Below are 26311 nucleotides of genomic sequence, written 5' to 3' on the forward strand. Positions count from 1 at the left end.
GAGGTGTGTTTCGCAGAGTTAGTGACTGTCGTTGTGGATCGTTGTATGTCTAGGAAAATTTAGCCATGGAGTTCGCTCAGCAAGTTCGTAAATATTGTTAATATCTAAACAAGTCAAGATGCCAATCGGCTGCAATCGTCAATCGGTCTGATGCTATTGTGTGTGGAGCTTTAATTTGACTAAGATAGAGTACGTTGATTATATTTCGGCGAAAATATTTCCGCCGCAAACGCCGCGCTTCAGTTTCAGTCTCAGCAGTCGTGTCCTTAAAAGTTTAAGTTCTTCGCTTGATCGCGATGTCGTCGTATTTTCTATTGTCTCCGATAAATTGATCGAGATTTGCAAGAATGATGCCAATATAAAAATATACTGGAGGATAATTCAAGGTAATTCTATCCTGGATAAGAGGATTTTTTCGAACAACTATAACATTCATCAAATATTGTTAAACCGCAATCTGATCTGCGGCGGATCGGAATTCGCTATGGAGTTCGAATTTTGCGGCGGCCCGCTCGACGAAGCTTTCGATTTAAAAATCGACGTTGGCGTCGGAAATTTTTCCGCTATTGTTGAAGAGCTCGAAGAAAAATATATCTGGATTTTCGGGTCTCCACGAGCCGGGACGACGTGGCTTGCTCATGATATATTAGGTGCTATCCCTGCTTTCAACAAGCAGAAAGGCGGACTCGAGACCGGGTATCGGCCGATCGACGAAATGAACATAGGGCGAATTCTCGGCGCTTTCGAGGTGGAGCCCGAACATTACATGTATCTGGATTCAAAAATATTCGCGTCCTACGAAGACGATTTTCCGTCGAGTCCTCATTTCGATCAGGAGAAAATTCGAGGGTCTGTATTTAAAAGAACTATGATCGAAGGGTACCAACGGCACGAATCTATTTTCAATGAGCGCACTCATGATATGCTGATAGAGAGCATAAGAGATATTATTTTTAAGCACGTCATGTTGCATTGGGGTGTGGAGGGGTACGACAGGGTTGTCCTGAAGGCGCCGAATGAGGGGCATGCCTCCGACCTGTTGTTACGGGCGACGCCCCGATCCCGTGCGATCCATCTCGTGCGGGACGGGAGAGACGTGATCCGGTCACGGTTTTCTCCGTTCGCCTCCCGGATTTTGGCTGAAACACAAGATGTGCAGCTGCGGCGTAACGCAGTCGGCTACTACGCACATCAGTGGAATTGGCATACAAATGTTGTGAGAAAGGCCTGTGCCGATCACGATGGCGAGCGGGTGCTGACGATTAGGTACGAAGATCTGCGAATTCGGGATATCTCCGTGTTTCGCAGGGTGGTGAGTTTTGCTGGGTACCCTGCCGACGACAGGCTGTTAAAAGATATTATTAATAATTCTGCATTGGAAGCGTTCGGCGATCATCAAAAAGGCCCAGATCTGCCGAGGCAAAGCGGGCGTGTTGGTGGATATCGCCGTGTCTTCGATGACGTCGAGAAAACTACGATGACGGCGATCATGGCCGACAATCTATCTTTTTACGGATACGATATGAGAGTCGCGCCGAGTGATCTGCAATTAGGTGGGCGCGGCACGGAGACATACGAGTTCGATACCGTGAAAGTCGTGTGTTCAGAAGGATTTTACAACGATCGCTGGCTCGCGAGACGATCGGCCTTCATATTGCACGCTGGCAAGTATATCACGAAAATCACCATCGAAATATATATAATCGATGAATTAATTGATTTATACAAAGAAATAAATTTATCTCTCGTCATACAGGGCGAGAACTTCTTGTGGCGGGTTGTCGAATCGGGCGTGAGCCGGTTTGATTGTGAGGTAAAAATAAATGAAAATGAAATATTTAAGATAAAAATCGCAGCCGACAAATCTCACAGACCTTCGTCGGTTCGAGATTCGGATGACGATAGGGACATTTGTGCCATATTATCGAACATCGTGTGCGGTTAAATTTGACGATATGAGAAATCCAGCCGTTCGTTTCGCGATGTCGATTTCGTCGTCGTTCAGTTACGGGGAGCTGCACGTCGCCGCGCCGGCATATGATACGAAGTTCGGAAGCCATTGTCTGGATTCGGTATCCCCCGGTGCCCCGACCGTGCTGCGACCATGCGCCCGGCCCGTCAGTCAGGCACTGCGGGAACAGCCTGGTCAGAGCAGCCCCAACGCCGCCAGCTCCCGCCGCATCGTCTCCGGCATCGCCGCGAGGTCGCCGGCGGCGTGGCGGGAGATGTCGCGTGGGGCGTCCTTGGGGGCGAGGTAGCGCCAGCCCTGGAACGGCCGGCACGGCCGGGGCTCGACCGGGGTGACCTCCGGGTCGAGGACGAGGCGGCAGCGGCCGACGCCGTCGGCATCGGTGAAGGGGCGGATCGCCAGCACCGGCTGGCGGCAGGCGATCTGGCCGCGGATCACCCAGTAGAGCGAGCCCGCGCCGGCGATCTCGTCGCCGCGCTTGGGGACCATGCGGGTGATGTGGGCCTGCTCGTGCGGGCGGCCCAGCCGCGTCGCCTCGGCCCGGCGGGCGGCGATCCACTCCTCGAGGTCGGCGATGGAGTCGCAGCCGACGCAGAGCTTGAGGAGGTGAAGGGACATCGCGGCCGGGCGTCGAGGAGGGAGGGAGACGGGCTCCCTGCGGGGCAATGGTGGCGCCGCGAGGGCACGCGCCCCGCGCCGAGACGCCTCAGGTGAAGCGGGCGAGCTTCTCGTCGAGGGCGAGATCGTCGATCTCCGCGAAGGCATCCTCCAGCGCCATCGCATCCTCGGCCAGGGCCGCCGGTTCCTCGCGGACCGGCTCGCGCACCGGCACGAAGGCGATGTCGTCGTCGGGCATCGCCGGCTCGACCAGGCGCAGGCGCGGCGCCGGTTCCTCGCTCCGGGGCCGATCGTCGTCCTTGCCGGTCGCCACGATCTGGTCGACGTCGTTCTGGTCGAGGGTGGTCTGCGGCACCTCGGTCCGCTGCGCGGCCGGGGCCGGCGGGTCGTCCTCGCTGGCCCAGATCTCGATCATCGCGGTCAGGCGCTGCTCGAGGTAGCGCAGGGTGTTGACGATACGGCTGGTGCGCTGCGCCGTCAGGTCCTGGAACGAGCAGGCGGTGTAGATCTGGGTCGCGTTCTGGTCGAGGCGGTCGCAGACGCGGCTGTCGGCCCCGGTCTCGCGCAGGGTCCAGGCGACCTCCTGCACCTCCTCGGCGGCCTGGAGGATGTCGGAGGTGGCGCGCTCGGTGGTGCGCACGATGCCGTCCAGCGCCTCGGAGGCGGCGCCGAGCTGGCTCTGGTCCTGGTCGGGGGTATGGATCGCCGCGATCTCGGACTTGGTGCGGCTGATGGCTTTCGCCATCTCGATCAGGTCGAAGCGCAGGCGTTCCATCCCGGACGGGCCGCGCTCGCCGACCACCGCGTTCTCGAGCCGGCCGATCGCCTGGAGCAGCACGTCGGTATCGGCGGAGCGGTTGCGCTTGGCGTATTCGCCGAGGAACCAGCGCCCGCGCGCCGTCTCCAGCATCGCGCCTTCGATGACGTCGTACTCTTCCCGCGGCATGGGGAGCGAAGGGGTCCCGGCCATCTCACCTGCCCTGTCATCGCCGCTTCGCCGTGGCGGCGCAGCGGCGTCGCCCGGAGGCGTATCGGTGTTTACGCTTGACATCCCGGCGTTAACGGCGGCTTACGCCAGGCCCGCCCCGGGCGGACTGATTCGATCCGCCCCGGCCTTTTCCGAAACAAGCCCCCCATCCCCGTGCCGCCTCCCCCGCTCCTCCTCGGCGACGGCCCGCGCCTCGCCCTGCTCTACGCGGCGGTGTTCGCCGGCATCGGCGTGGCGATGCCGTTCATGCCGCTCTGGCTCGCCGGCCTCGGCCTCGGGCCGGAGCTGATCGGGGCGCTCGTCGCTCTGCCGATCCTGGTCCGGATCGCCGTCACGGCGCCGCTCCTCGGCCTGATCGATTGCGGCGTCCCGGCGCGCCGGCTCATGGTCGCCGGAAGCTTATGCCTCGCCGCGACCTACGCGCTGATGCCGGCCTCCGCGTCCCTCGGCTGGCCGGTCCTGGCGGTCGTCATCGCCCTCAACGCCGTCGGAGGGGCGCCCCTCGTGCCGTCCCTCGACTACCAGAGCCTCGCGGCGGTGCGGCGCGATCCGCGGCTCGACTATGCCCGGATCCGGCTCGGCGGCTCGCTCGGCTTCCTGGCGGCGAGCCTGCTGGGCGGCTGGCTCCTCGGGATCATGGGGACCGGCAGCATCCCGGGCTTCCTCGCCGGGCTGGAGCTGGCCTCGGCCTGCGGCGCCGCCTTCCTGCTCCGCCGGGTGCCGGGTGGCCCGCCGCGTCCCCGCACGGCCGGGCGGGTGCGCCTGCCTGTGGCCCTGTGGCTCGCCATCGCGGCCGGGGCGGCGATCCAGGCGAGCCACGCGGCGGTCTACGCCTTCGGGTCCATCCACTGGGTCGGGCTCGGCCTGGCGCCGGCGACGACCGGCCTCGCCTGGGGCGTCGGCGTCGTCGCCGAGATCGCGTTCTTCGCCGTCATCGGCCGCGTGCCTGCTTTCCGCGACGCGCCGTTCCGCCTCCTCGGTCTCGGGGCCGCGGCGGCGCTCCTGCGCTGGGCCGGGCTGCTCGCCGTGTCCGGGCTGCCGGCCCTGGTGGTGCCGCTGCAGGCCCTGCACGGCCTGACCTTCGGGGCGACGCAGCTCGGCGCCATGGCGGCCCTGTCGCGGCTCGCCCCCGAGGGCGGACGCGGCGCGGCGCAAGGGGTCTACGCGGCTTGTGCCGCCCTCGCCTCGGCCTCCGCCACCCTGGCGAGCGGGGCGGCCTACCGGGCCGGCGGCGGCGCCCTCGCCTTCGGGCTGATGCTGCCGGTGGCCGGGATCGGCCTCGCCCTGACGCTGGCCGCGTCGCGGGCCGCTCGACGTTGAGTTGCGGCCCGGGCGCCCATGGTTTGCGAATTGTTAGCATGACGGGGTATAGGACCGGCCCGAGGGGATTCTTTTTAGGCGAACGAGGGAGGCCGGCCCGTGCCGACCGCACCCACCACGCGGGGGGCCGATCCGGCCCGCGTCGCGGTCGAGCGCATGCGCGACGGCGTCGCCGCGCGCCTCGCCGGCCGCTGGACCGCCGACCAGGGCCCCGCCGTCGAGGCCGCGTCCGCCGCGATGCTGGCGGCCGATAGCCCGCTCGTCATCGACCTCTCGGGCCTGGCCCGGCTCGACACGCTCGGCGCCTGGGTGCTGGAGCGGACCCGCGCGGCGCTTCCCGCCGGCACCGCTTACGCCGGCGCCGCGCCCGAGCACCTGATCCTCCTGCGCGAGGTCGCCTATCGCGAGGCCGGGCCCGCAGCGCGGCGCCGGCGCTTCCACCCCCTCGATCCGGTGGCGAGCTTAGGCTCGGGGATGCGCAGCCTCGGTCACCAGGGCCTGGCCGGCCTCGCCTTCCTGGGCGAGGTGGTGGCGGGCTGCCTGCGGGTGCTCGCCCGACCGCGCAGCTTCCGCGGCCCGGCTCTGGTCAACCAGGTCGAGCAGATCGCCCTGCGCGGCGCGCCGATCATCATGCTGATCTCGTTCCTGGTCGGCTGCATCGTCACCCAGCAGGGCATCATCCAGCTCCAGCGCTTCGGCGCCCAGAGCTACGTCGTCAACATGATCGGCATCCTGACCCTGCGCGAGCTCGGGGTGCTCCTGACCTCGATCATGGTGGCGGGGCGCTCCGGCTCGGCCTTCACGGCGGAGATCGGCTCGATGCGGATGCGCGAGGAGGTCGATGCCCTGCGGGTCATGGGCCTCGACCCGATCGAGATCCTGATCGTCCCGCGCATCCTCGCCCTCATGTTCGCCCTGCCGCTGCTCGCCTTCCTGGCCGACCTCGCGGCGCTCGCCGGCGGCGCCATGACCTCGTTCCTCTATGGCGGCCTGTCGCTCGAAGCGTTCACCTTCCGGCTCCAGAACGCCATCGGCTTTCGCCACCTCCTCATCGGGTTGATCAAGGCGCCGTTCATGGCGCTCATCATCGGCATCATCGCCTCGGTCGAGGGCTTCATGGTCGAGGGCTCGGCCGAGTCGCTCGGCCGCCACGTCACCGCCTCAGTCGTCAAGTCAATCTTCATGGTCATCGTCCTCGATGGACTCTTCGCGGTGTTCTTCGCGGCCATCGATTTCTGAGCGAGGCAGCCCCAACCCTTGGCGATCACGAGCCCCACCTCTCCCGACCATCCGAGCCGCGACGCGATCATCCGCGTGCGCGACCTCGTGGTCGCGTTCGGCGACCGCACGGTGCTCAAGGGCCTGAACCTCGACATCCGCCGGGGCGAGATCCTGGGCTTCGTCGGGCCGTCCGGCCAGGGCAAGTCGGTGCTCACCCGCACGCTGCTCGGGCTCGTGCCGAAGCGCTTCGGCACGATCGAGGTGTTCGGCGAGGACGTCGACCGCCTGAGCCTCGCGCAACGCCGGGTGATCGAGCGGCGCTGGGGCGTGCTGTTCCAGCAGGGCGCGCTGTTCTCCGCGCTCACGGTCAAGCAGAACATCCAGGTGCCGATGCGCGAGCACCTGAAGCTCTCCGAGCGCCTGCTCGACGAGTTCGCCCGGCTCAAGATCGAGATGGTCGGCTTGAAGCCCGACGCCGCCGACAAGCTGCCCTCCGAACTCTCCGGCGGCATGATCAAGCGCGCGGCGCTCGCCCGCGCGCTCGCCCTCGACCCGGAGGTGCTGTTCCTCGACGAGCCGACCTCCGGCCTCGACCCGATCGGCGCCGGCGAGTTCGACGAGCTGGTGGCGACCCTCCAGCGCACGTTGGGGCTCACCGTGTTCATGGTCACCCACGACCTCGACAGCCTCTACACCGCCTGCGACCGCATCGCGGCGCTCGGCGACGGCCAGATCATCGCCGAGGGGCCGATCGAGGCCATGCTGGCCTCGGATCATCCGTGGCTGCGCTCCTATTTCCACGGCAAGCGCGCCCGCTCGATCGTGGTGCCCGCGATGTCCCCGGTATCCGGGGAGGCTTCATCCCGCGGGATCGTGGAGGGAATCGCCTGATGTGCGCTCCCGCACCTGCCAGCCGCGCGGCCTCTCTTAAGCTTGGCAGGATGAGCCATGCCACGGGGGCGTCGCGGATCGTCTCTCCTCCGACCTTCGCCCCGCACGAGCACGGAAACCGTTAAGGCATGGAAACCCGCGCCAACAACGTCCTGATCGGGGCCTTCACGCTGGCGGTGATCGCGCTCGGCTTCGCCTTCGCGTTCTGGCTGCGCGGCTCCTCGTCGAACCAGGCCCGGATGCCGGTGCGCGTCGTGTTCTCGGGCGGCGTCGGGGGACTGGCCAAGGGGGCGGTGGTCACCTTCAACGGCATCCGGGTCGGCGAGGCGACCGACGTGCGGCTGCTGCCGCAGGACCCGCGCCGGGTGACGGCGATCGTCGAGGTCAATCGCGGCACGCCCCTGCGCGCCGATACCCGCGCCCGCCTCGACATGACGATGCTGACCGGGGTCGCCTCGATCGCGCTCACCGGCGGCAGCGCCGATGCGCCGCCGCTCGCCCCGACCAACAACGATCCGGTCCCGACGATCTTCGCCGACGCCTCCGACATCCAGGACCTGATGGCGGCGGCCCGCACCATCGCGCAGCGCGCCGACGACATGCTCCAGCGCCTCGACCGGGTGGTCGCCGGCAACGAGGGGGCGATCAACCGCACGCTCGCCAATGTCGAGCGGTTCTCCAAGACGCTCGGCGACAGCGCGCCGGCCCTCGACGCGCTGACCAAGGCGGTGGACGGGCGCAAGCTCGCGAGCCTGATCGACAATGCCGACAAGTTCTCCTCGGCGCTCGCCGCCGCCTCGCCCGACGTTCAGGCGGGCGTGCACGATGCCAGGCTGCTCGCGGGCAAGCTCAGCGCCTCCGCCGACCGGCTCGACGCGGTGCTGAAGGGCGCCGAGGGCTTCCTCGGCTCGGCCTCGGGGGATGCCGGCAAGAGCACCTTCGCGGAGGTGCGCGAGGCCGCGATCTCGATCCGCGAGGCGGGCCGGGCCTTCCGCACCATGTCGGAGAATCTCGACAAGCGCACCGCCACCCTGACCTCGAGCGTCAGCCGCCTCAGCGGCGCCGGCCGGCGCGAGGTCCAGACCCTGTCGACCGACGGCCAGCGCACCCTCAACAGCCTCAACAGCGCCGTGCGCAAGATTGAGCGCGATCCGTCCCAGGTGATCTTCGGCGGCAAGCCGTCGTTGCCCGAATACAACGGTCGCTGACCATGTTGCAGTGCAGCCTCGCGGCGGTTGCACCGCTGCGCCCGGACGGGCGTTGTCCCTTCGCCTCTGCTCAAGCTTCCGGGCCCGTCCCGGCCCCGCCTTCCGGTCCGTCCGCTCCCATGCTCCTCAAGGCTCCTTCCCCGCGCTGGCTTCCCGGCCTCTTCGCCGCCGGGCTCGCCCTGCTCCTCGGCGCCTGCGGCAGCGGCGCCGTGCCGACGACGTTCGATCTCACCGCCCTGCCGGGGGCGGCCCGCAGCGGCGCCGCGCGGCGCTCGATCGTGGTGGCCGAGCCGGTCGGGCTGCAGCCCTTCGAGGCCGACCGGATCATCGTGCGCGAGCCCGGCGGGTCGGTGTCGTTCCTCGGCGGCGGCCAATGGGCCGACCGGCTGCCGCGCCTCGTCCAGACCCGGGTGATCCAGAGCCTCGAGAACGCCAACCGGCTGAAATCCGTCAGCCGCCCTGGCGACAAGGTCGCGGCCGATACGGTGCTGATCACCGAGTTGCGCGCCTTCGACATCAATGCCGGCACCCGCGAGGCGGTGGTCGATCTCTCGGCCAAGCTGGTTCAGGAGAGCAGCGGCACGGTGGTGGCCGCCCGTGTGTTCCAGGCCCGGGTCCCGGTAGCGGAGGTGAACGCGGCGGTGGCGGCGAACGGGCTGGACCGGGCCTTGTCGATGGTGCTGGCAGATCTGGTACGGTGGATCAATGCCGGGGGGTGAGGGCGACGTTCAGCCAATAATGGGAATTGCCCTTTTGGTGCCGTTGCGGCAACTTCGCCGATATGAAGGCCGTGCTTCTCCTCCGGGAGCGCTTTATCCTGGCGCCTGATACCAACGGTCGTTGAAAACGACCTTTGGTTCCGTTCTCGAATTTTCGCCAAGCCTTTGGCTTGGTGTCGAAAATTCGAGATGGTTCAACGGCCCGATGCGTCAGCATCTTGGGCCGTTGGTATGATACGTTCGCAGAGCTCGTCGTCTGGCGGGTGCCCCGTCCGGTTGTCGGCAGCGGACACAGCTTCAAGTACCGTCTCGCTCTCATCGTGGAAGAGCGGTGCGTGCTGCGCTACGGCAATGAGGCTGGCAAGGGTGACCATAAGCACATCGGTGCCGACGAGCTTCCTTTTGCGTTCACCGGCGTCAATAATCTGCTCGCCGCGTTCTGGCGCGATGTGGAGGCCTGGAGGAGGCCAAGATGAGAACCGTGACCATTGGGGTCTCCGGGATCACCGAGGTGCAAGCCCGGCTGAGTGCGGCGTTCCGCGGCGAGCCGCAGGGCGCCGTCATCTCCTTCGCCTCGGTCGAGCTGCTCTGGACCGTGATGACACCGCGCCGTTGGGAGCTGTTGCGCGCCCTGGTCGGCCGTGAGCCTCTGCCACTCGCGGTCCTGTCGGATCTGGTCGGGCGCGACGTGGACGAGGTGCGGGCGGATATCGGGGCCTTGCGGAAGGCCGGCGTCGTCCAGGCGGGACCGGAGGACCGGATCAGCTTCCCGTTCGATTCGGTCCATGTCGATTTCACGATGGGCCGGGCCGCCTGAGGGCTACACCCTCACTCCATCACCGCCGCCTTCATGATCACCACCATGATGGCACGCCCGGTCGTGTCGCTGACGCAGCGCACGGTGTGGGGACGGTCGCAGCGGTAGCGCAGGGTCTCGCCGGCCCGGGCCCGCTGGACAGCGCCGGCCACGTCGACCTCGAACTCGCCCTCGGTGACCGACAGGCACTCGACCGAGCCGCGCTGGTGGGCATCCGAATCGAGCACCCCGTTGGGATCGGCCGAGAGGTCGTACCATTGCAGCCACTCGACGGTCTTGATCCAGCCGATGATCGCGAGCCGCATCCGTCCGTCGTCGGAGACCAGGATCGGCGTGTCGGCCCGGGACGACTTCTCGATGAAGGGTTCCTCGTCGCCGGTGGCGAGCACCCGCTCGATCGAGACGTCGAGGGCCTGGCTCAGGCGCCAGATCGTCGCCAGGGTCGGGTTGGTCTCGTTGCGCTCGATCTGGCTGATGATCGACTTCGCGACGCCCGACTGCTCGGCCAGCTCCGAGAGCGACAGGTTGTAGGCCTTGCGCAGGCGCTGGATGGTCTTGCCGAGCTGCCCCGACAGCACCTGTGCCCCGGTCAACAGGTCCTTGCCGCGCTCCCGCCCCCGCTCGACGCCCATCGCCCGCCCTTGAACCCCGCTTGAGCATTTTCCGACGAAGTGGATACCGGTTCGTCGTAGAAAATGCGGCAAAATCAAAAACCTAGAGCATTCCACGATTGCTGCGCGATCGTGGAATGCTCTAGATCACCGCACGGCGTTCCGCATTCCGAACGTCCGTACGCTCCATCAAACGCAATCGCGGGATGGGCGCAAGGGTTCATGCGGCCGCGCGGCCCGATTCCGGCGGGATGACGTGTCAGCCCCACCAGGCGTGGAAATGATGCACCGGGCCGTTGCCGTGCCCGATCCGGATCCGGTCCGAGGCGGCGAGCGCGGCGGTCAGGTAAGCCTTGGCGGCCCGGGCCGCCTCCGGCAGGGGCAGGCCGCGGGCGAGCCCGGCGGCGATGGCCGCCGACAGGGTGCAGCCGGTGCCGTGGGTATTGCGGGTCTCGATCCGCGGGCCTTCGAGGCGAAGGACCCTGTCGTCCGGCCCGACCAGAAGGTCGACGCTGTCGGGCCCGGCCGCGTGACCGCCCTTCATCAGGACGGAGCGGGGCCCGAGGGCCAGGAGGCGCCGCCCCTGGTCGAGCATCGCGGCCTCGGATTCCGCGATCCCCTCCCCCAGCAGCACCGCCGCTTCCGGCAGGTTCGGGGTCAGGACCGCGGCGTGGGGCACGAGCTTCGTCCGCAAGGCCGCGACGGCATCGTCGGCGAGCAGCCGGTCGCCGCTCGTCGCCACCATCACCGGATCGAGCACCAGGGGCAGCCCGGCGGCGTGGCGGGCGAGGCCCTCGGCCACGGCAGCGATCACGGGCGCGCGCGACAGCATGCCGATCTTCAGCGCCGTCACGTCGAGATCGGTGAAGACGCTCTCGATCTGGCGCGCCACGAAGTCCGGGTCGATGTCGTGGATCGCCTGGACGCCGCGCGTGTTCTGGGCGGTGAGCGCGGTGATCACCGTGGCGCCGTAGACGCCGAGCGCCGAGAAGGTCTTGAGGTCGGCCTGGATTCCGGCGCCGCCGCCTGAATCCGAGCCCGCGATCGTCACGGCGATCATGCCCGGTCTCCGATCGTGCGAATCCCGATCATGCCGAACCTCTGGCGGCGAGCGCCCCGTCGACCACGCCGCGCAGGTCGCGGGCGCGCGCCGCGACGTCGCGGCCGGTGCCGAACAGGGCCGAGATCAGCGCGATCCCGTCCGCCCCCGCCCCGATCGTCGCCGCGGCGTTGCTGCGGTCGATCCCGGCGATCGCCCCGACCGGCAGGCCGGGGCCGCGGGCGAGCCGGGCCCGGAACACGATGCGGTTGAGCCCGTCGAGCCCGACCGGCGGGTCCGGGTTGTTCTTGCTGGTGGTGGAAAAGACGCCGCCGATGCAGGCGTAATCCACCGGCAGCCGGTAGAGCTCGTCGGCCTGGGCGGCGTTCTTGACGGTGAGCCCGACGATCGCGCCGCGGCCGAGCAGGCGACGGGCATCCGCCGGGTGCAGGTCCTCCTGGCCGAGATGGACGCCCTCGAGACCGGCGGCGAGGGCCAGGTCGACCCGGTCGTTCATCAGGAGCGGGACGCCGGTACCCTGGAGCGCCGCGTGGATCCGGCGCAGGCGCGCCACGGTCTCGCGGGCGTTGGAGATCGTCTTTTCGCGGTATTGCAGCAGGGTGCAGCCCCCGGACGCGGCCTCCGCCGCCATCCGGGCGAGGTAATCGGCGTCGCCGCCGCAGACCCCGACATCGAGGAGGCCGTAGAGCCGCAGGTCCACCGGCACGGTCGCGTGCCCAGCCTCGGTGTTCACGGGCGGGCTCCTGCGGGGCGGGGGCGTGCGGGCATGGGGCGTAATCCTGCTGGGCCCGGGGATCGCGGGCCGGCGATCCCACCGGAGTAAGGGCGAGCGAGCGCGGGCGTCAACGGCCCGCCGTCAGCCCGCCCGCCGCCGCCTCGCGGGCCCGCTCCACCGCCAGGCGCCGCTCGCGCCAGACCACGAACACGCCGGCCGCCGCGACGATGCCGCCGCCGATCGCGATCGCGGCGGTGGGAAGCTGGCCGAACACGAACCAGCCGATCAGCACCGACCACAGCATGGTGGTGTACTCGAACGGCGCGACCAGCGAGGCGTCGCCGTGGCGGTAGCTCTCGGTGAGCAGGATCTGGCCGATGCCGCCGAGCACGCCGACGACCACGAACAGCGCGAGATCCGACCAGCCCGGCATCTTCCAGCCCAGAGCCAGGGTCGAGAGACCGAGCAGCGAGGTGAACAGGAAGAAGTAGAGCACGATGGCGCCGGTGCGCTCGGTGCCGGTGAGCTTGCGCACCTGGATGGTGGCCGCCGCCGAGCAGGCCGCCGCCAGGATCGCGAACAGGGCGCCGGTGGTGCCGCCGCCGCTCGATCCGCCGAATTCGAGATGGGGCGCCAGCGTGATCAGCACCCCGAGGAAGCCGACCGAGACGCCGGCCCAGCGATAGGCCTGCACCCGCTCGCGCAGCACCACAGCCGCCAGCACCACGACGAGGATCGGCGAGGCGTAGCCGATCGCCACCGCGTCCGAGAGCGGCAGGAAGGAGAGACCGGCAAAGCCCGCGAACATGCCGCAGGCACCGATGATGCTGCGCAGGACGTGGCCCCTGAGGTTCTGCGTGCGCACGGCGTCGCGCACGCTGCCCTGCCAGCGCAGCCACAGCAGCAGCGGCGCGATGGCGATGAAGCAGCGGAAGAACACGATCTCGCCGGTCGGGAACCGGTCGGCAAGGACCTTCACCCCGGCGGACATCAGCGTGAAGGCCAGCGCCGAGAGAACCTTGAGCCCGATCCCCAGATAAGGGCGCGCCGCCGCGCGGCCCGACGCGCCAGATCCGGTGACCGACCGGCCGGGGACGACGAGGGGGGCTGCCATGGGCGTGGTGCTTTTCTTGAGGGAGAAGCGGGGGAGAGGCGCGGCCGCGGATCGCGGCGGGGCATCGTGTCAGAACCACGAATCGGCACGGCCGAGATAGACACCTCCCCGGGCGTCTGACCTGCGCGATCCGCATGGTGGATGTTAAGCCTCCGCAAACGAATTCGGGCCTGCCTCCCTCGGCCGAGGTTCGCCGATCCGTTCCCGCGTCATCAAAGTGATACGCGAATAGGGTTTGGCTGGCGCGAGACGCCGCCAAGGAGATTGCACGTGGCCGAGGACGCCGACGCGCTTCGCGTGCGAACCCTGTTCCTCTCGGATATCCACCTGGGAACCAAGGGGTGCCAGGCCGAGCTGCTGCTCGACTTCATGCGGGAGGTCGATGCCGACGAGATCTACCTGGTCGGCGACATCGTCGACGGCTGGAAGCTGCGCTCGGGCTGGTACTGGCCGCAATCGCACAACGACGTGGTGCAGAAGCTCCTACGGAAGGTGCGAAAAGGGTCCCGCCTCGTCTACGTGCCGGGCAACCACGACGAGTTCCTGCGCGACTTCCTCGACATGCATTTCGGCGGCATCGAGATCCAGGATCAGGTGCTGCACGAGGCGGCGGACGGCAAGCGCTACCTCGTCATCCACGGCGACCAGTTCGACCTCGTGGTGCGCCACGCCCGCTGGCTGGCTTTGCTCGGCGACGGCGCCTACACGGCGGCTTTGTTCGTCAACACCCATCTCAACTGGGTGCGCCGCCGTCTCGGCCTGACCTACTGGTCGCTCTCGGCCTGGGCCAAGCTGAAGGTGAAGAACGCCGTCAACTTCATCGGCCGCTTCGAGGAATTCCTGATCGCCGAGGCCCGCCGGGCCGAGGCCGACGGGGTGATCTGCGGCCACATCCACCACGCGGCGAGCCGCATGGTCGGCGACATGCACTACCTCAATACCGGCGACTGGGTGGAATCCTGCACGGCGGTGGTCGAGCATTACGACGGCACCATGGAGGTGATCCGCTTCGCCGACTGGAAGCGGGCCAATGCCGAGACGGCGCAGCCCCTCACCTCGCGCAGCCCACCGGTCATCCCGGTCGAGGAACTGGCGCCCGCCGCCCGCACCCCCCTGCCCCCGGCCGCCAGCGCCAGGGCCGTCGCGTGAGGCTCCTCGTCGCGACCGATGCCTGGCACCCCCAGGTCAACGGGGTCGTCCGCTCCCTCGAGCACATGGTCGCGGCGGGGCGCCGGCGCGGCCACGACCCGGTGATGCTCACGCCCCTCGACTTCGCCAGCGTGCCGCTGCCGGGCTACCCCGAGATCCGGCTCTCGCTGGTGACCGCCCGCGGGGTCGCCGCCCGGTTCCCGGCTCTCGCGCCGACCCACGTCCACATCGCCACCGAGGGGCCGATCGGGCTCGCCACCCGCCGGGTCTGCCTGGCGCAGGGGCGGCCCTTCACCACGAGCTACCACACCCGCTTCCCCGAATACCTCGCCGCCCGCCTGCCGGTGCCGGAGCGCTGGAGCTACGCGTGCCTGCGCCGCTTCCATGGTGCGGCGAGCGGCACGATGGTGAGCACGCCGTCCCTGGAGCGTGATCTGACGGGGCGCGGCTTCACCCGGCTGATGCGCTGGACCCGCGGCGTCGACACCGACCTGTTTCGCCCCCGCGACGGTGAGGTCCTTCCCGAGGCGCTATCCGGTCTCCCCCGCCCGTTCTTCCTGTTCGTCGGGCGGCTGGCGGTGGAGAAGAACGTCGAGGCCTTCCTGCGCCTCGACCTGCCCGGCACCAAGCTCGTCGTCGGCGACGGGCCGGACCGGGCGCGGCTCGCCGGGGTCGATCCGGCGGCACGCTTCCTCGGCACGCTCACCGGCGAGGCGCTCGCCCGGGTCTATGCGGCGAGCGACGTCTTCGTCTTCCCGAGCCTGACCGACACTTTCGGCATCGTGCTGCTGGAGGCGCTGGCGAGCGGGCTGCCGGTGGCGGCCTATCCGGTGACCGGCCCGCTCGACGTGATCGGCGGCACCGCTGTCGGGGTTCTCGACCATGACCTCGGCGCGGCCGCCCGCGCGGCGCTGGCGATCCCGCGCGAGGCCTGCCGGGCGGAGGCCCTCCGCTACACCTGGGCGGCGAGCGCGGATCAGTTCTACGGCAATATCGAGGCCGCCCATGCCGAGGGCGCGCCGGCCCGGCCCGGGCGGCAAATCGGTTCGCTGCGATCCCTGCCGGGCGGGGCGGCCACGCCCCTGCGGCGTGTGGGTGAGGGCTGAGTCGGCCTGAACCCCCTCACCCCGTCACAGGCAGCCCGCACGCTCCGCGTCGATGCACGAGCCGCAGGCTGAAGAAGAGCCCGAACGCGACGAGCGAGATCGCCAGGGCCAGCCACAGGGCGGCGTGGGGGCCGGCCCGCGTCACCAGGGTGACGAAGACCGGGGGCGCTGCCGCGAAGGAGAGGTTGAGCGGCACCGCCAGGCGCGTCGCCGCGCGGGCATAGGTGCCGGCGGGGAAGAGCTGCAGCGGCAGCGTGGCGCGGGTGACGGCGCCGACGCCGCTGGCGACGCCGTAGAGCGTGGCGAAGAGCAGGGCGCCGGAGAAGCTGCTGGTCATGAGCAGCACGACGAAGCTCAGCGGGAACAGCGCGTAGGCAGCGAGGCCGAGGACGAAGCCCGACCAGCGCCGGCCGCCGAGGACGTCGACCATGCGCCCCGCCCATTGGGCGATGCCGATGAAGGATGCCGCCGTCAGCGCCTCGGCATGGTCGAGCCCCGCCGCCTCGAACAGGATGATGAAGGTGAGGGCAAAGCCCCAGGTGAAGAAGCCGTTTGCCGCAAGGCTCAGGGCGAGGAGCGTGAAGCGCGCCCGGTCGATGGGCGTGGGCGCGGCGTTCTCCGCGCGGGATCGCCTCCCGGGCCGCCGCGCCAGCACCCATGCATGGAGCGGCACGCAGACGAGCAGCATCAGGACGCCGTAGGCCAGGGTCGTCGCGCGCCAGCCCCATTGGGCCTGGAGCAGCCCCGAGAGCGGCCAGAAGATCGTCGAGGTCAGCCCACCGGCCAGGACCAGCACGCCGAGCGCGCCGCGCGCCCTGTCGCCGGCGATCTCGGTCACGGCGACCTGTGCCGGCGTGGTCAGCATCCCGGCACCGGCCAGCCCGACGATCACCCACGAGGCGAGGTAGAGCGCCGGACCGTCGGCGAGGCCCATGACCAGCAGGCCGGCCGCCCCCAGGGACGACCCCGCGATCATGACCGGTCGGGCACCGTGACGCTCGAACAGGCCGCTCAGCGGCCACGACGCCATCGCCATGACGACGAGCATCACCGTCGGGCCCGCCATGGCGAGCGGCAGGGTCATGCCCAGCTCCCCGGCCATGGCGGGGCCGGTGACTGCGGGCAGCCAGAACGTGGTGCCCCAGCCGATGACCTGGGTCAGGCAGAGCGCCGCGACGGCACGGGCCGTCGGTGAGGGGATCGGCATCGGAAGGCGACGGTCGGGGCCGGACGGCATGATGGGCCGCCGCCGCCGGGCGGTCCAGGCCGAATCGATGGGCAGGCCGGGATTCGCCCGCCGGTCGTCGGGAGGCGGGCGATTGCCCGCGCCTCAGGCGAACAGATCCACCACCGCGAACCCCCTCCCCGCCAGCAGATCGCTCAGGATTCGCCGGTGGCAGCGCTCGGGATCGCGCTCGAAGCAGAGCAGGCAGGTCGGCCCGGCCGCTGCCAACGCCGCCAGTTCGTCGAGGGCGGCCTGGCCCGCGCCGGTCTCCAGCACCTCCTCGCAGTAGATCCGCCGCATCAGCCCGGCATCGTCGGCGCGGGCCGCCTCCCGGCCGGCCTTCGGCGTGCCGAGGCTGCGCAGATGCGTGTACCCGATGCCCGCCTCGGTCAGGCCGGCAGCGAGCGCGCTCTTCGAGAAGCCACGCTTGCGCGAGGCCGCCACCGCGCGCACGTCGGCGAGCCTCGCCACGCCGGCATCGCGCAGGGCGGCGGTGAAGCGCTCGGAATCGGCGCCTTCGTACCCTATGGTAAACAGGACCTTGGCCATGCCTCGCCCCGACAAATCGCAGCCGTGACGGGGGCTTATGCCCGATGGACGAGGCTCGGGCGACCCTCTGGGGCAATCTATGTGGCTTTCACGCCACGAGTTTCGAAATTCCGTCCCGATTCCGTCAAGCTTCCATTAACCGGCCCCACCGCATCGAATAGCCATAGTGTTCCGCGTGAAGTCAGGCCGCGCCCCGATGCCGATGGAGTCGACGATCCCCTCCGCCCCGTGGTCCTCCGCCGTGTCGCGCGGCGTCCGGTGGGGCAAGCGCGCCCTGGCGGCGGCGAGCCTTGCCACGCTCGCGGCCTGTGCCGGCGGCGGCGCCGATTTCTATCCCACCAAGGGCGACGTGAAGCCCCATCCGGGCGTCGCCAAGGCGAAGCTGCATCCGATCCAGGGCATCGACGTCTCGAAGTGGCAGGGCCCGATCGACTGGATGTCGGTGAAGGGCGCCGGCACCCAGTTCGCCTACATCAAGGCGACCGAGGGCGGCGACCACGTCGACGACCGTTTCCGCGAGAACTGGGACGGCGCCGGCCGGGCCGGCGTGCCGCGCGGCGCCTACCATTTCGTGTTCTGGTGCCGCTCGGCCAAGGACCAGATGGACTGGTTCAAGCGCAACGTCCCCAACGACCCGACCGCCCTCCCCCCGGTCCTCGACGTCGAGTGGAACGGCCATTCGGCACTTTGCCCGAAGAAGCTGCCGAAGGCCCAGGCGCTGGCCATGACCGAGTACATGCTTCGGGAGATGGAGGCCTATACCGGCAAGCGCCCGATCATCTACACCGACATCACCTTCCACAAGGACGTGCTGGAGGGCGAGCTGCCCGACTACCCGCACTGGGTCCGCTCCACCGCGGCCGAGCCGGAGCAGCGCTACGTCAACCGCGACTGGATGCTGTGGCAGTTCACCTCGACCGGCCGGGTGCCGGGGGTGCGTGGCGACGTCGACCGCAACGCCTTCTACGGCACCAAGGCCGAATGGGCCTCGTTCCTGGCCACCGATTGCGACCCGCGCAATCACCGCCGGCTGTCGGAGGCGGGGCTGTGCACCGACAAGTGACAGTGGACTGAGTGCTGGAAACGACGAAGCCCGGTCCGCGACGAGCGGCCGGGCTTCTTTGCTTGCGGATCATCTCGTCCCACCCTCGACCTCATCCTGAGGTGCGACTGAAAGGAGCCTCGAAGGAGAGCTCCAGACATCTCGGCGGCATCTGGAGCCCTCCTTCGAGGTCAGTCGATCTTTGATCGACTAACACCTCAGGATGAGGTCGTGAATGGGACGAAGACGGGGATCGGCGCTGCTCAGCCGTTGCGGAAGGTGTAGCTGTAGCCGTTCAAGGCCGGCGCGCCGCCGAGATGGGCGTAGAGCACCTTCGAGCCCTTGGGGAAGAAGCCCTTCTGGACGAGGTCGATCATGCCCTGCATCGACTTGCCCTCGTAGACCGGGTCGGTGATCATCGCCTCGAGCCGGGCCGCGAGGCGGATCGCCTCCACCGTCTCCTTCGAGGGCACGCCGTAGACCGGGTAGGCGTAGTCTTCCTTGATGACCACGTCGTCCTCGGTGATCTCGCCGGCGCCGACGAGGGCCGAGGTGTTGCGGGCGATCTCCAGAACCTGCGCCCGGGTCTGGGCCGGGGTGCAGGAGGCGTCGATGCCGATGACCTTGTCGGCGCGGCCGTCGGGCTTGAAGCCGACCACCATGCCGGCATGGGTCGAGCCGGTGACGGTGCAGACCACGATGTAGTCGAAGCGGATGCCCATCTCGGCCTCCTGCTTGCGCACTTCTTCCGCGAAGCCGACATAGCCGAGCCCGCCGAACTTGTGCACCGAGGCGCCGGCGGGAATCGCGTAGGGCTTGCCGCCCTTGGCCTTCACGTCCTCGATCGCCTGCTTCCAGCTGTCGCGGATGCCGATGTCGAAGCCTTCGTCCACGAGCTGCGATTCGGCGCCCATGATCCGCGTCAGCATGATGTTGCCGACCCGGTCGTAGACCGCGTCCTCGTGCGGCACCCAGGCTTCCTGGATCACCCGGCACTTCATGCCGATCTTGGCCGCCACCGCCGCCACCATGCGGGTGTGGTTCGACTGCACGCCGCCGATCGACACCAGGGTGTCGGCGTTCGAGGCGATCGCGTCCGGCACGATGTATTCGAGCTTGCGCAGCTTGTTGCCGCCATAGGCGAGGCCCGAATTGCAGTCCTCGCGCTTGGCGTAGATCTCGACGTCGCCCCCGAGATGCGCGGTCAGGCGCGGCAGGTGCTCGATCGGGGTCGGGCCGAAGGTCAGGGGGTAGCGCTCGAACTGCGACAGCATCGATTGGGTCATCGCCGGGGTCCTGTGTGGAAGCCGCTTTCACCCTATCAAGTCTTCGGTGAAAGGTGCTCTCGAAATTGCGCGATTGTCGATGCTGAGGCCGCTCCCTCTACGCGTCGACGTGCTAGATGCATCCATCTTCCGGCTGCCGGATGGAAGGATCTCTCATGTCCCCCGGGCTCGACCGCATCGACCTGAAAATTCTGCGTCTCCTGCAAGAGGATGGCCGGATCGGCAACGCGGAGCTCGCCAAGCGCGTCAACACCAGCCCGGCGACCTGCCACCGCCGCACCCAGCGCCTGTTCGACGAAGGCTATCTTCGCGGCGTGCGCGGGGTGGTGGCGCCCGAGAAGGTGGGACGCGGGTCCCTGGTCCTCGTCGGCGTGGTGCTCGACCGCTCGACGCCCGAGAGCTTCTCCGCCTTCGAGGCGGCGGCGCTCGCCATGCCGACCCTGCTCGACTGCCACCTCGTCGCCGGCGACTTCGACTATTTCCTCAAGATCCGCGTCTCCGACATGGCCGACTTCAACCGGATGCACAGCGAGATCCTGATCGCCCTGCCCGGGGTGCGCCAGACCCGGACCTTCTTCGTCATGAAGGAGGTGATCGACAATGCCCCGCTCAGCTTGTGAGATCGCGACGGTTGCCGATGTACGCAGTTTGTTCTAGTCGTTACCAGAGACTGTCCCGGAGCCTCGGCCCAGGAGCCCATCTGGTTATCCGTAGGGGCGGCCCCATCTGGTCTTCCATACGGTCGACAGGGTTCTCGGCATCGCGGGCTCCCGGCCGGTCCCCGGTCCCACCAAGCCTGGCCGCGCCTTTCTCGGCGGCGGCCCGGAGCCTTCCTGCATGGCCTCTCTCGACAAGCTCTTCGACCGTTCCGCGGACGCGCGCGTGATCGCGGTGCGGGGCGCCCGCGAGCACAACCTGAAGAACGTCGACCTGACGATACCGCGCGACAAGCTGGTGGTGTTCACCGGCTTGTCCGGCTCGGGCAAGTCGTCGCTCGCCTTCGACACCATCTATGCGGAAGGCCAGCGCCGCTACGTCGAATCGCTCTCGGCCTATGCGCGCCAGTTCCTCGAAATGATGTCGAAGCCCGATGTCGATCAGATCGACGGGCTGTCGCCGGCGATCTCGATCGAGCAGAAGACCACCTCGAAGAACCCGCGCTCGACGGTCGGCACCGTCACGGAGATCTACGACTACATGCGCCTGCTCTGGGCGCGGGTCGGCATCCCGTATTCCCCGGCCACCGGCCTGCCGATCGAGAGCCAGACCGTCAGCCAGATGGTCGACCGGGTGCTGGCGCTCCCTGAGAAGACCCGGCTCTACCTGCTGGCCCCCGTCGTGCGCGGCCGCAAGGGCGAGTACCGCAAGGAGATCGCCGAGTTCCAGAAGAAGGGGTTTCAGCGCCTGCGCATCGACGGCGAGTACTACGCCATCGACGACGTGCCGAAGCTCGACAAGAAGCTCAAGCACGACATCGACGTGGTGGTCGACCGGATCGTGGTGCGGGCCGACATGGCCTCGCGGCTGGCCGATTCGTTCGAGACCGCGCTCGAACTCGCCGACGGCATCGCGGTGGTAACCTTCGCCGATGCCCCCGAGGACGGTGAGGCGCCCGAACCCATCACCTTCTCGTCGCGCTTCGCCTGCCCGGTCTCCGGATTCACGATTCCGGAGATCGAGCCCAGACTCTTTTCCTTCAACAACCCCTTCGGTGCCTGCCCGACCTGCGGCGGCATCGGCCACGAGATGCGGATCGACCCGACGCTGGTCATCGCCGACGAGGCCTTGAGCCTGTCGCGCGGCGCCGTCGCGCCCTGGGCGAAATCGACCTCGCCCTATTACGGCCAGACCCTGGAGGCCTTGGCGCGTCACTACCGCTTCCGCACCGACACGCCCTGGGCCAAGCTCACCGAGGCGGCCCGCCAGGTGGTGCTCTACGGCTCCGACGGCGACGAGATCCGCTTCGCCTACAATGACGGGCTTCGCGCCTACGAGGTGTCGAAGCCGTTCGAGGGCGTGATCCCGAACCTGGAGCGGCGCTACAAGGAAACCGACAGCGATACGGCGCGGGAAGACATCGGCCGGTTCATGGCCGAGACGCCGTGCTCGGCCTGCGGCGGCAAGCGGCTGAAGCCCGAGGCCCTGGCGGTGAAGATCGCCGGCTCCGATATCGGCGACGCCACGGTCCTGTCGGTGCGCGACGCCCATCGCTGGTTCGGCGAATTGCCCGAGCACCTGACGCAGAAGCAGAACGAGATCGCTCTCCGCATCCTCAAGGAGATCCGCGACCGGCTGACCTTCCTGGTCGATGTCGGGCTCGAATACCTGACGCTCGCCCGCGGTTCGGGCTCGCTGTCGGGCGGCGAGAGCCAGCGCATCCGCCTTGCCTCCCAGATCGGCTCGGGGCTCTCCGGCGTCCTGTACGTCCTCGACGAACCCTCGATCGGCCTGCACCAGCGCGACAACGAGCGCCTGCTCGGCACGCTGAAGCGCCTGCGCGACCTCGGCAACTCGGTCATCGTGGTCGAGCACGACGAGGACGCGATCCTTCAGGCCGATTACGTCGTCGATGTCGGCCCCGGCGCCGGCATCCATGGCGGGCAGATCGTGGCGCAAGGCACCCCGAAGGAACTCCTGGACGACCCGAACTCGCTGACCGCGCAGTACCTCACCGGCAAGCTGTCGGTGCGGGTGCCGAAGAGCCGGCGCAAGGCCAAGCGCAACCCGGCCGCCAAGGCCGGCGAGCCCGAGCCGCAGCTGCTGCGCCTCGTCGGCGCCCGGGGCAACAACCTGAAGGACGTGACGGCCGAGATCCCGCTCGGCACCTTCACCTGCATCACCGGCGTGTCGGGTGGCGGCAAGTCGACGCTCGTCGTCGATACGCTCTACAAGGCGGTGGCGCGCAAGCTCAACGGCACCCTGGAACACCCCGCCCCCCACGACCGCCTCGAGGGGCTGGAACACCTCGACAAGGTCATCGACATCGACCAGTCGCCGATCGGTCGTACGCCGCGCTCGAACCCCGCCACCTATATCGGCGCCTTCACGCCGATCCGCGACTGGTTCGCCGGCCTGCCCGAGGCCAAGGCGCGGGGCTACCAGCCCGGCCGGTTCTCGTTCAACGTCAAGGGCGGGCGCTGCGAGGCCTGCTCGGGCGACGGCGTCATCAAGATCGAGATGCACTTCCTGCCCGACGTCTACGTCACCTGCGACGTCTGCAAGGGCAAGCGCTACGACCGCGAGACCCTGGAGGTGAAGTACCGCGAGCGCTCGATCGCCGACGTGCTCGACATGACCGTGGAGGAGGCGGCCGAGCTGTTCAAGGCGGTGCCGGCGATCCGCGAGAAGCTCGAGACCCTGGCCCGGGTCGGCCTCGGCTATGTCCGCGTCGGCCAGCAGGCCACGACCCTGTCGGGTGGCGAGGCGCAACGGGTGAAGCTCTCCAAGGAACTGTCGAAGCGCGCCACCGGCCGCACCCTCTACATCCTCGACGAGCCGACCACCGGCCTGCACTTCCACGACGTCGCCAAGCTGATGGAGGTGCTGCACGAGCTGGTCGACCAGGGCAACAGCGTCGTGGTGATCGAGCACAACCTCGAGGTCATCAAGACCGCCGACTGGGTGATCGACATGGGCCCCGAGGGCGGTGATGGCGGCGGGATCATCGTGGCGCAAGGCACCCCGGAGGACATCGCCGCCTCGGAGGCGAGCCATACCGGCCGATTCCTGCGCGAGGTCCTGGCCCGGCGCCCCGCGGCGAAGCCGGCCGCGAAGGCGCCGCGGCCCCGCAAGCCCGCGACCAGCAAGCAGGCGGCGGAATAGAGGCACGCCCCAAAACACCCACGAAGCTTGGCCGCACGGGCGCGAAACGCGCCTGTGCGGCGCAGCAAGTCGGCGTTTGTTGCCCATTTCTTGCTCTGTACCACCAAAGTACAAATCGGCGGCGACATGACGAAAATGCGTCATTTGCGCAACGCTGCCGCATCGCCTGCCTTCCTGGCGAGCAAAGGGCTGGCAATCCGGGACAATCTGGAAGACCATCGTGGTGTTCAGACTGTGTCGCCGGGCGGGGGCCGGGTGCAACATGGCTTCGGTCGAAGCGCGGTGCGATGACGCGCGGATCGTGCCAGCGACTTGACGTGCCCCGGCCTGATATCACTTAGGGAAGGAAGGACCATGGGCAAGTACTGGCTGGCCGCGGGGGCGGCTGCCCTGTCGTTGAGCGTTTCGGCGAATGCCGCCTTCGCGCAGACCACGACGGTTCCGGGTGAGCAGGTCGGCCTCGCGATCGGCGCGCCGCTGCCCGAGGGCGTCTACGCGATCAACACCTTCACCTATCGCAGCCCCGACGGCCCGAACCTCACCTCGACCGACACCGCGGTCAACATCCCGGTCCTGGTCTGGTCGACCCCGTGGAAGGTCCTCGGCGCGCGCATCGAGGCCGTGGTCGCCCCGCCGACCGTCTTCACCTTCTCTCGCGCCCCCGGCGGCCGCGACACCAGCATCAATGTCGGCACCTTCGTCGGCGGCATCTTCGCCTGGGATCTCGGCAACAACGTCGGCGTCAGCTACCTCGCCGGTGTCTACCTCAACGAACTGAATGCCGGCCGCGGCGGCGGCCTGCCGATCCTGGCCTCGAACACCTACCGCCAGGGCTTCGGCATCAGCTATACCGGCGACGGCTGGAACATCACCGCCAACCTCACCTACAACTTCTACGACACGCCGGCCCGCTTCGGCGGCCGCAACGGCATCCCGGGCTTCTACGGCAGCCAGTTCCCCACCGACGCCCTCAACCTCGACCTGACCGCGACCAAGAAGTTCGGCAAGTTCGAGATCGGCGCCATCGGCTACGGCACCGCCAACCTGCCGAATCGCGGCCCCCTCCCCCTCGGCGCGCCATGCAACGGCAACTTCGCCAGCTGCGGCACGGTGGTGGGCGGCGGCGGCGGGCGCTTCGCCCTCGGCGGTCTCGTCGGCTACGATTTCGGCAAGTTCTCGGTCCAGGCCTGGGTCGCCCGCGACGTCGCCACCTCGGCCCGCCAGATCTCGCCGGTCACCGGCCTGGCGACGAACCGTGAGGCCTACTCGACCGAGGGCTGGTTCCGCGTCATCGCCCCGCTCTACACCGTCGCGGCGGCGCCCGAGCCGGCGCCGGTTCCGCTGATCCGCAAGTACTGAAAGACCACCCGGGCCCGGCACCGCGTCCGGGTCCGTTCGAGAGACCCCTCCTTCCCGCCCGGCTCGTCGAGCCGGGCGTTTTCCGTGGGTGGCGCGCGCGATGGCTGTCGCGCCCGGTTCCGCGACCTATAACGGGTGCGAACGGGCGGGGCGGCGAAGCTCCCCGCCGGACGACACGAGACACGGGGCGCGCATGCGCGAGACGCCCCGGGAGGAGGCCATGATGGCGGCGCCCGGCGACTGGAAGATCCCCTCCGCGGTGCAGCCCCGCCCGGCCGCCTATTCCTACGACCTCGACCAGACCCTGACCGCCGTCGTCGCCCTGTCCTCGCGGGTGCCCGAGGGCGCCTACACCGCCGAGATTCTCGGCACCGAGCGGGCCGGCAACGGCGTCCTGATCGGCGAGGATGGCCTGGTCCTCACCATCGGCTACCTGATCACCGAGGCCGAGAGCATCTGGCTCACCGCGCATGACGGCCGCACCGCGCCGGGTCATGTCGTCGGCTACGATGCCGCCACCGGCTTCGGCCTGGTCCAGGCCCTCGACCGTCTCGACCTGCCCTACCTGCCGCTCGGCAGCGCCGATTCGCTGCGCGTCGGCGACCGGCTGGTAATGGCCGGGGCCGGCGGCCGTACCCGCGCCGTCGCCGCCGAGGTGGTGGCCCGGCAGGAATTCGCCGGCTACTGGGAATACCTCCTCGACGATGCGATCTTCACCGCGCCCTCGCACCCGCATTGGGGCGGCGCCGCGCTGATCGGCCCGGCGGGCGAACTCACCGGCCTCGGCTCGCTCCAGCTGCAGCAGGGCGGCCGCGACAGCCGTCCGATCAACATGGCGGTGCCGATCGACCTCCTGAAGCCGATCCTGCACGATCTGACGACCCTCGGCCGCGTCGCCGGCCCGCCCCGCCCCTGGCTCGGCCTCTACGCCACCGAGATGGACGATCAGGTCGTCGTGATGGGCCTCTCGCCCCGCGGGCCCGCCGAGACCGCCGACCTGCGCGCCGGCGACATCCTGATGGCGGTGGGCCAGACCGAGGTCGGCGACCTCGCGGGCTTCCTGCGCGCGGTCTGGGCGCTCGGACCCGCCGGCATCACCGTGCCGCTCACCGTCCATCGCGACGGGCGGACCTTGAGCATCCCGGTGGCCTCGGCGGACCGAGCCTCCTTCCTGGTGGCGCCGCGGCTGCACTGAGGGGCGTCTCGCGCAACCTCTTCCGTCCTCGGTCTGGCTTCGCCTGCGGCATCGTCCGAACCGAGACGCGCCGTCACCCCGCCCGCGGCAAGGCCTTCCGGAAGCCGTCCAGGACGAGAAGAGCGCGGGTTTCCCCCTCCCCCCTCTGCGGGGGAGGGTGGCGAGCGGAGCGAGCCGGGAGAGGGGCAGCGCCGACGCTGATCCAGCGGACGCCCTTCAAACGGTTCCGCATTATCCGGAAACGGCGTCCCCTCTCCCGCCCCAGTGCGAGTGCTTCGCACTCGCCGTGGGGCACCCTCCCCCGCAGAGTGGGGAGGGAAAAACCCG

The 26311-nt window shown here is 68.5% G+C and carries 25 protein-coding genes; 16 read left to right on the top strand and 9 right to left on the bottom strand.

The genetic code is table 11. The features are described 5' to 3' along the window. Nucleotides 1-175: 175 nt before the first annotated feature. A complete protein-coding gene (locus HBB12_RS09065) occupies nt 176-1945 on the top strand; it encodes a sulfotransferase family protein (protein WP_236989045.1) in 1770 nt (589 codons plus the stop codon). Nucleotides 1946-2146: 201 nt separating this feature from the next. Here HBB12_RS09065 and HBB12_RS09070 read toward each other — a convergent pair whose 3' ends face one another. After that, nucleotides 2147-2587, bottom strand: coding sequence for a DUF1489 family protein (locus HBB12_RS09070; protein WP_236989046.1), 441 nt, complete (start codon nt 2585-2587; stop codon nt 2147-2149). An 88-nt stretch (nt 2588-2675) separates the two neighbouring features. Further along, entirely contained in the window at nt 2676-3533 is an 858-nt protein-coding gene (locus HBB12_RS09075) for a hypothetical protein (protein WP_236989047.1), read from the bottom strand. 195 nt (nt 3534-3728) lie between these two features. Between HBB12_RS09075 and HBB12_RS09080 the strand changes: the two genes are divergently transcribed. The 7 genes from HBB12_RS09080 (at nt 3729) to HBB12_RS09110 (ending at nt 9751) form a co-directional block, all read left to right on the top strand. Continuing rightward, complete coding sequence (locus tag HBB12_RS09080) at nt 3729-4895, top strand: MFS transporter (RefSeq protein WP_236989048.1); 1167 nt, start codon at nt 3729-3731, stop codon at nt 4893-4895. 156 nt (nt 4896-5051) lie between these two features. Then, nucleotides 5052-6134, top strand: a complete 1083-nt coding sequence (locus HBB12_RS09085) for an ABC transporter permease (RefSeq protein ID WP_236992710.1) — start codon at nt 5052-5054, stop codon at nt 6132-6134. A 24-nt stretch (nt 6135-6158) separates the two neighbouring features. After that, a complete protein-coding gene (locus HBB12_RS09090; RefSeq protein WP_236992711.1) occupies nt 6159-7007 on the top strand; it encodes an ABC transporter ATP-binding protein in 849 nt (282 codons plus the stop codon). 128 nt (nt 7008-7135) lie between these two features. After that, entirely contained in the window at nt 7136-8215 is a 1080-nt protein-coding gene (locus tag HBB12_RS09095; protein ID WP_236989049.1) for an MlaD family protein, read from the top strand. A 119-nt stretch (nt 8216-8334) separates the two neighbouring features. Continuing rightward, nucleotides 8335-8934, top strand: a complete 600-nt coding sequence (locus HBB12_RS09100) for an ABC-type transport auxiliary lipoprotein family protein (RefSeq protein WP_236989050.1) — start codon at nt 8335-8337, stop codon at nt 8932-8934. A gap of 263 nt (nt 8935-9197) precedes the next feature. Then, nucleotides 9198-9410: a toxin-antitoxin system TumE family protein gene (locus tag HBB12_RS09105; RefSeq protein ID WP_442919350.1), complete on the top strand. Its 213-nt coding sequence runs from the start codon at nt 9198-9200 to the stop codon at nt 9408-9410. Further along, nucleotides 9407-9751 (top strand): HVO_A0114 family putative DNA-binding protein, encoded by a 345-nt coding sequence (locus HBB12_RS09110; RefSeq protein WP_236989051.1) that lies wholly within the window; start codon nt 9407-9409, stop codon nt 9749-9751. Before HBB12_RS09105 ends, HBB12_RS09110 begins: the two co-directional genes overlap by 4 nt. Before the next feature lie 11 nt (nt 9752-9762). On the opposite strand, the gene relB is transcribed toward HBB12_RS09110, so the two are convergent. The 4 genes from relB to HBB12_RS09130 form a co-directional block, all read right to left on the bottom strand. Next, a complete protein-coding gene (gene relB, locus HBB12_RS09115) occupies nt 9763-10383 on the bottom strand; it encodes a type II toxin-antitoxin system RelB family anti-toxin (RefSeq protein WP_236989052.1) in 621 nt (206 codons plus the stop codon). 238 nt (nt 10384-10621) lie between these two features. Beyond that, the gene (gene thiD / locus HBB12_RS09120) at nt 10622-11422 is read right to left on the bottom strand and encodes a bifunctional hydroxymethylpyrimidine kinase/phosphomethylpyrimidine kinase (RefSeq protein WP_236989053.1); all 801 of its coding nucleotides are present in this window, start codon (nt 11420-11422) and stop codon (nt 10622-10624) included. A gap of 28 nt (nt 11423-11450) precedes the next feature. Next, nucleotides 11451-12155 (bottom strand): thiamine phosphate synthase, encoded by a 705-nt coding sequence (gene thiE / locus HBB12_RS09125; protein ID WP_236989054.1) that lies wholly within the window; start codon nt 12153-12155, stop codon nt 11451-11453. 109 nt (nt 12156-12264) lie between these two features. After that, entirely contained in the window at nt 12265-13251 is a 987-nt protein-coding gene (locus HBB12_RS09130; protein ID WP_236989055.1) for a DMT family transporter, read from the bottom strand. Nucleotides 13252-13521: 270 nt separating this feature from the next. On the opposite strand from HBB12_RS09130, the gene HBB12_RS09135 reads away from it, so the two are divergent. After that, nucleotides 13522-14400 carry a UDP-2,3-diacylglucosamine diphosphatase gene (locus tag HBB12_RS09135; protein ID WP_236989056.1) on the top strand — a complete coding sequence of 293 codons (879 nt, stop codon included), beginning with the start codon at nt 13522-13524 and terminating at the stop codon, nt 14398-14400. Next, on the top strand, nt 14397-15506 hold the full coding sequence (locus HBB12_RS09140; protein WP_236989057.1) for a glycosyltransferase family 4 protein: 1110 nt from the start codon (nt 14397-14399) through the stop codon (nt 15504-15506). The genes HBB12_RS09135 and HBB12_RS09140 overlap by 4 nt, the downstream gene beginning before the upstream one ends. 16 nt (nt 15507-15522) lie before the next feature. Here the strand turns inward: HBB12_RS09140 and HBB12_RS09145 are convergent, their stop codons facing one another. Together HBB12_RS09145 and HBB12_RS09150 are read right to left on the bottom strand one after the other, a co-directional pair. Next, on the bottom strand, nt 15523-16713 hold the full coding sequence (locus HBB12_RS09145) for an MFS transporter (protein WP_236989058.1): 1191 nt from the start codon (nt 16711-16713) through the stop codon (nt 15523-15525). Nucleotides 16714-16836: 123 nt separating this feature from the next. Continuing rightward, nucleotides 16837-17280: a DUF488 domain-containing protein gene (locus HBB12_RS09150; RefSeq protein WP_236989059.1), complete on the bottom strand. Its 444-nt coding sequence runs from the start codon at nt 17278-17280 to the stop codon at nt 16837-16839. A gap of 202 nt (nt 17281-17482) precedes the next feature. On the opposite strand from HBB12_RS09150, the gene HBB12_RS09155 reads away from it, so the two are divergent. Beyond that, nucleotides 17483-18343 (top strand): glycoside hydrolase family 25 protein, encoded by an 861-nt coding sequence (locus HBB12_RS09155; RefSeq protein WP_442919245.1) that lies wholly within the window; start codon nt 17483-17485, stop codon nt 18341-18343. 242 nt (nt 18344-18585) lie between these two features. Here HBB12_RS09155 and HBB12_RS09160 read toward each other — a convergent pair whose 3' ends face one another. Continuing rightward, entirely contained in the window at nt 18586-19596 is a 1011-nt protein-coding gene (locus tag HBB12_RS09160; protein ID WP_236992713.1) for a 1-aminocyclopropane-1-carboxylate deaminase, read from the bottom strand. A gap of 167 nt (nt 19597-19763) precedes the next feature. Between HBB12_RS09160 and HBB12_RS09165 the strand changes: the two genes are divergently transcribed. The 5 genes from HBB12_RS09165 (at nt 19764) to HBB12_RS09185 (ending at nt 25984) form a co-directional block, all read left to right on the top strand. Next, nucleotides 19764-20228 (top strand): Lrp/AsnC family transcriptional regulator, encoded by a 465-nt coding sequence (locus HBB12_RS09165; RefSeq protein WP_236989061.1) that lies wholly within the window; start codon nt 19764-19766, stop codon nt 20226-20228. Nucleotides 20229-20445: 217 nt separating this feature from the next. Further along, nucleotides 20446-23430, top strand: a complete 2985-nt coding sequence (gene uvrA / locus HBB12_RS09170) for an excinuclease ABC subunit UvrA (RefSeq protein WP_236989062.1) — start codon at nt 20446-20448, stop codon at nt 23428-23430. Between the two features lie 54 nt (nt 23431-23484). Then, nucleotides 23485-23721, top strand: a complete 237-nt coding sequence (locus HBB12_RS09175; protein ID WP_236989063.1) for a hypothetical protein — start codon at nt 23485-23487, stop codon at nt 23719-23721. A 63-nt stretch (nt 23722-23784) separates the two neighbouring features. Further along, nucleotides 23785-24789 (top strand): transporter family protein, encoded by a 1005-nt coding sequence (locus HBB12_RS09180; RefSeq protein WP_236989064.1) that lies wholly within the window; start codon nt 23785-23787, stop codon nt 24787-24789. Nucleotides 24790-25012: 223 nt separating this feature from the next. Further along, entirely contained in the window at nt 25013-25984 is a 972-nt protein-coding gene (locus HBB12_RS09185; RefSeq protein WP_236992714.1) for a S1C family serine protease, read from the top strand. Nucleotides 25985-26311: the final 327 nt, after the last annotated feature.

It is taken from the genome of Methylobacterium sp. SyP6R (assembly GCF_019216885.1).
GTDB lineage: Bacteria > Pseudomonadota > Alphaproteobacteria > Rhizobiales > Beijerinckiaceae > Methylobacterium.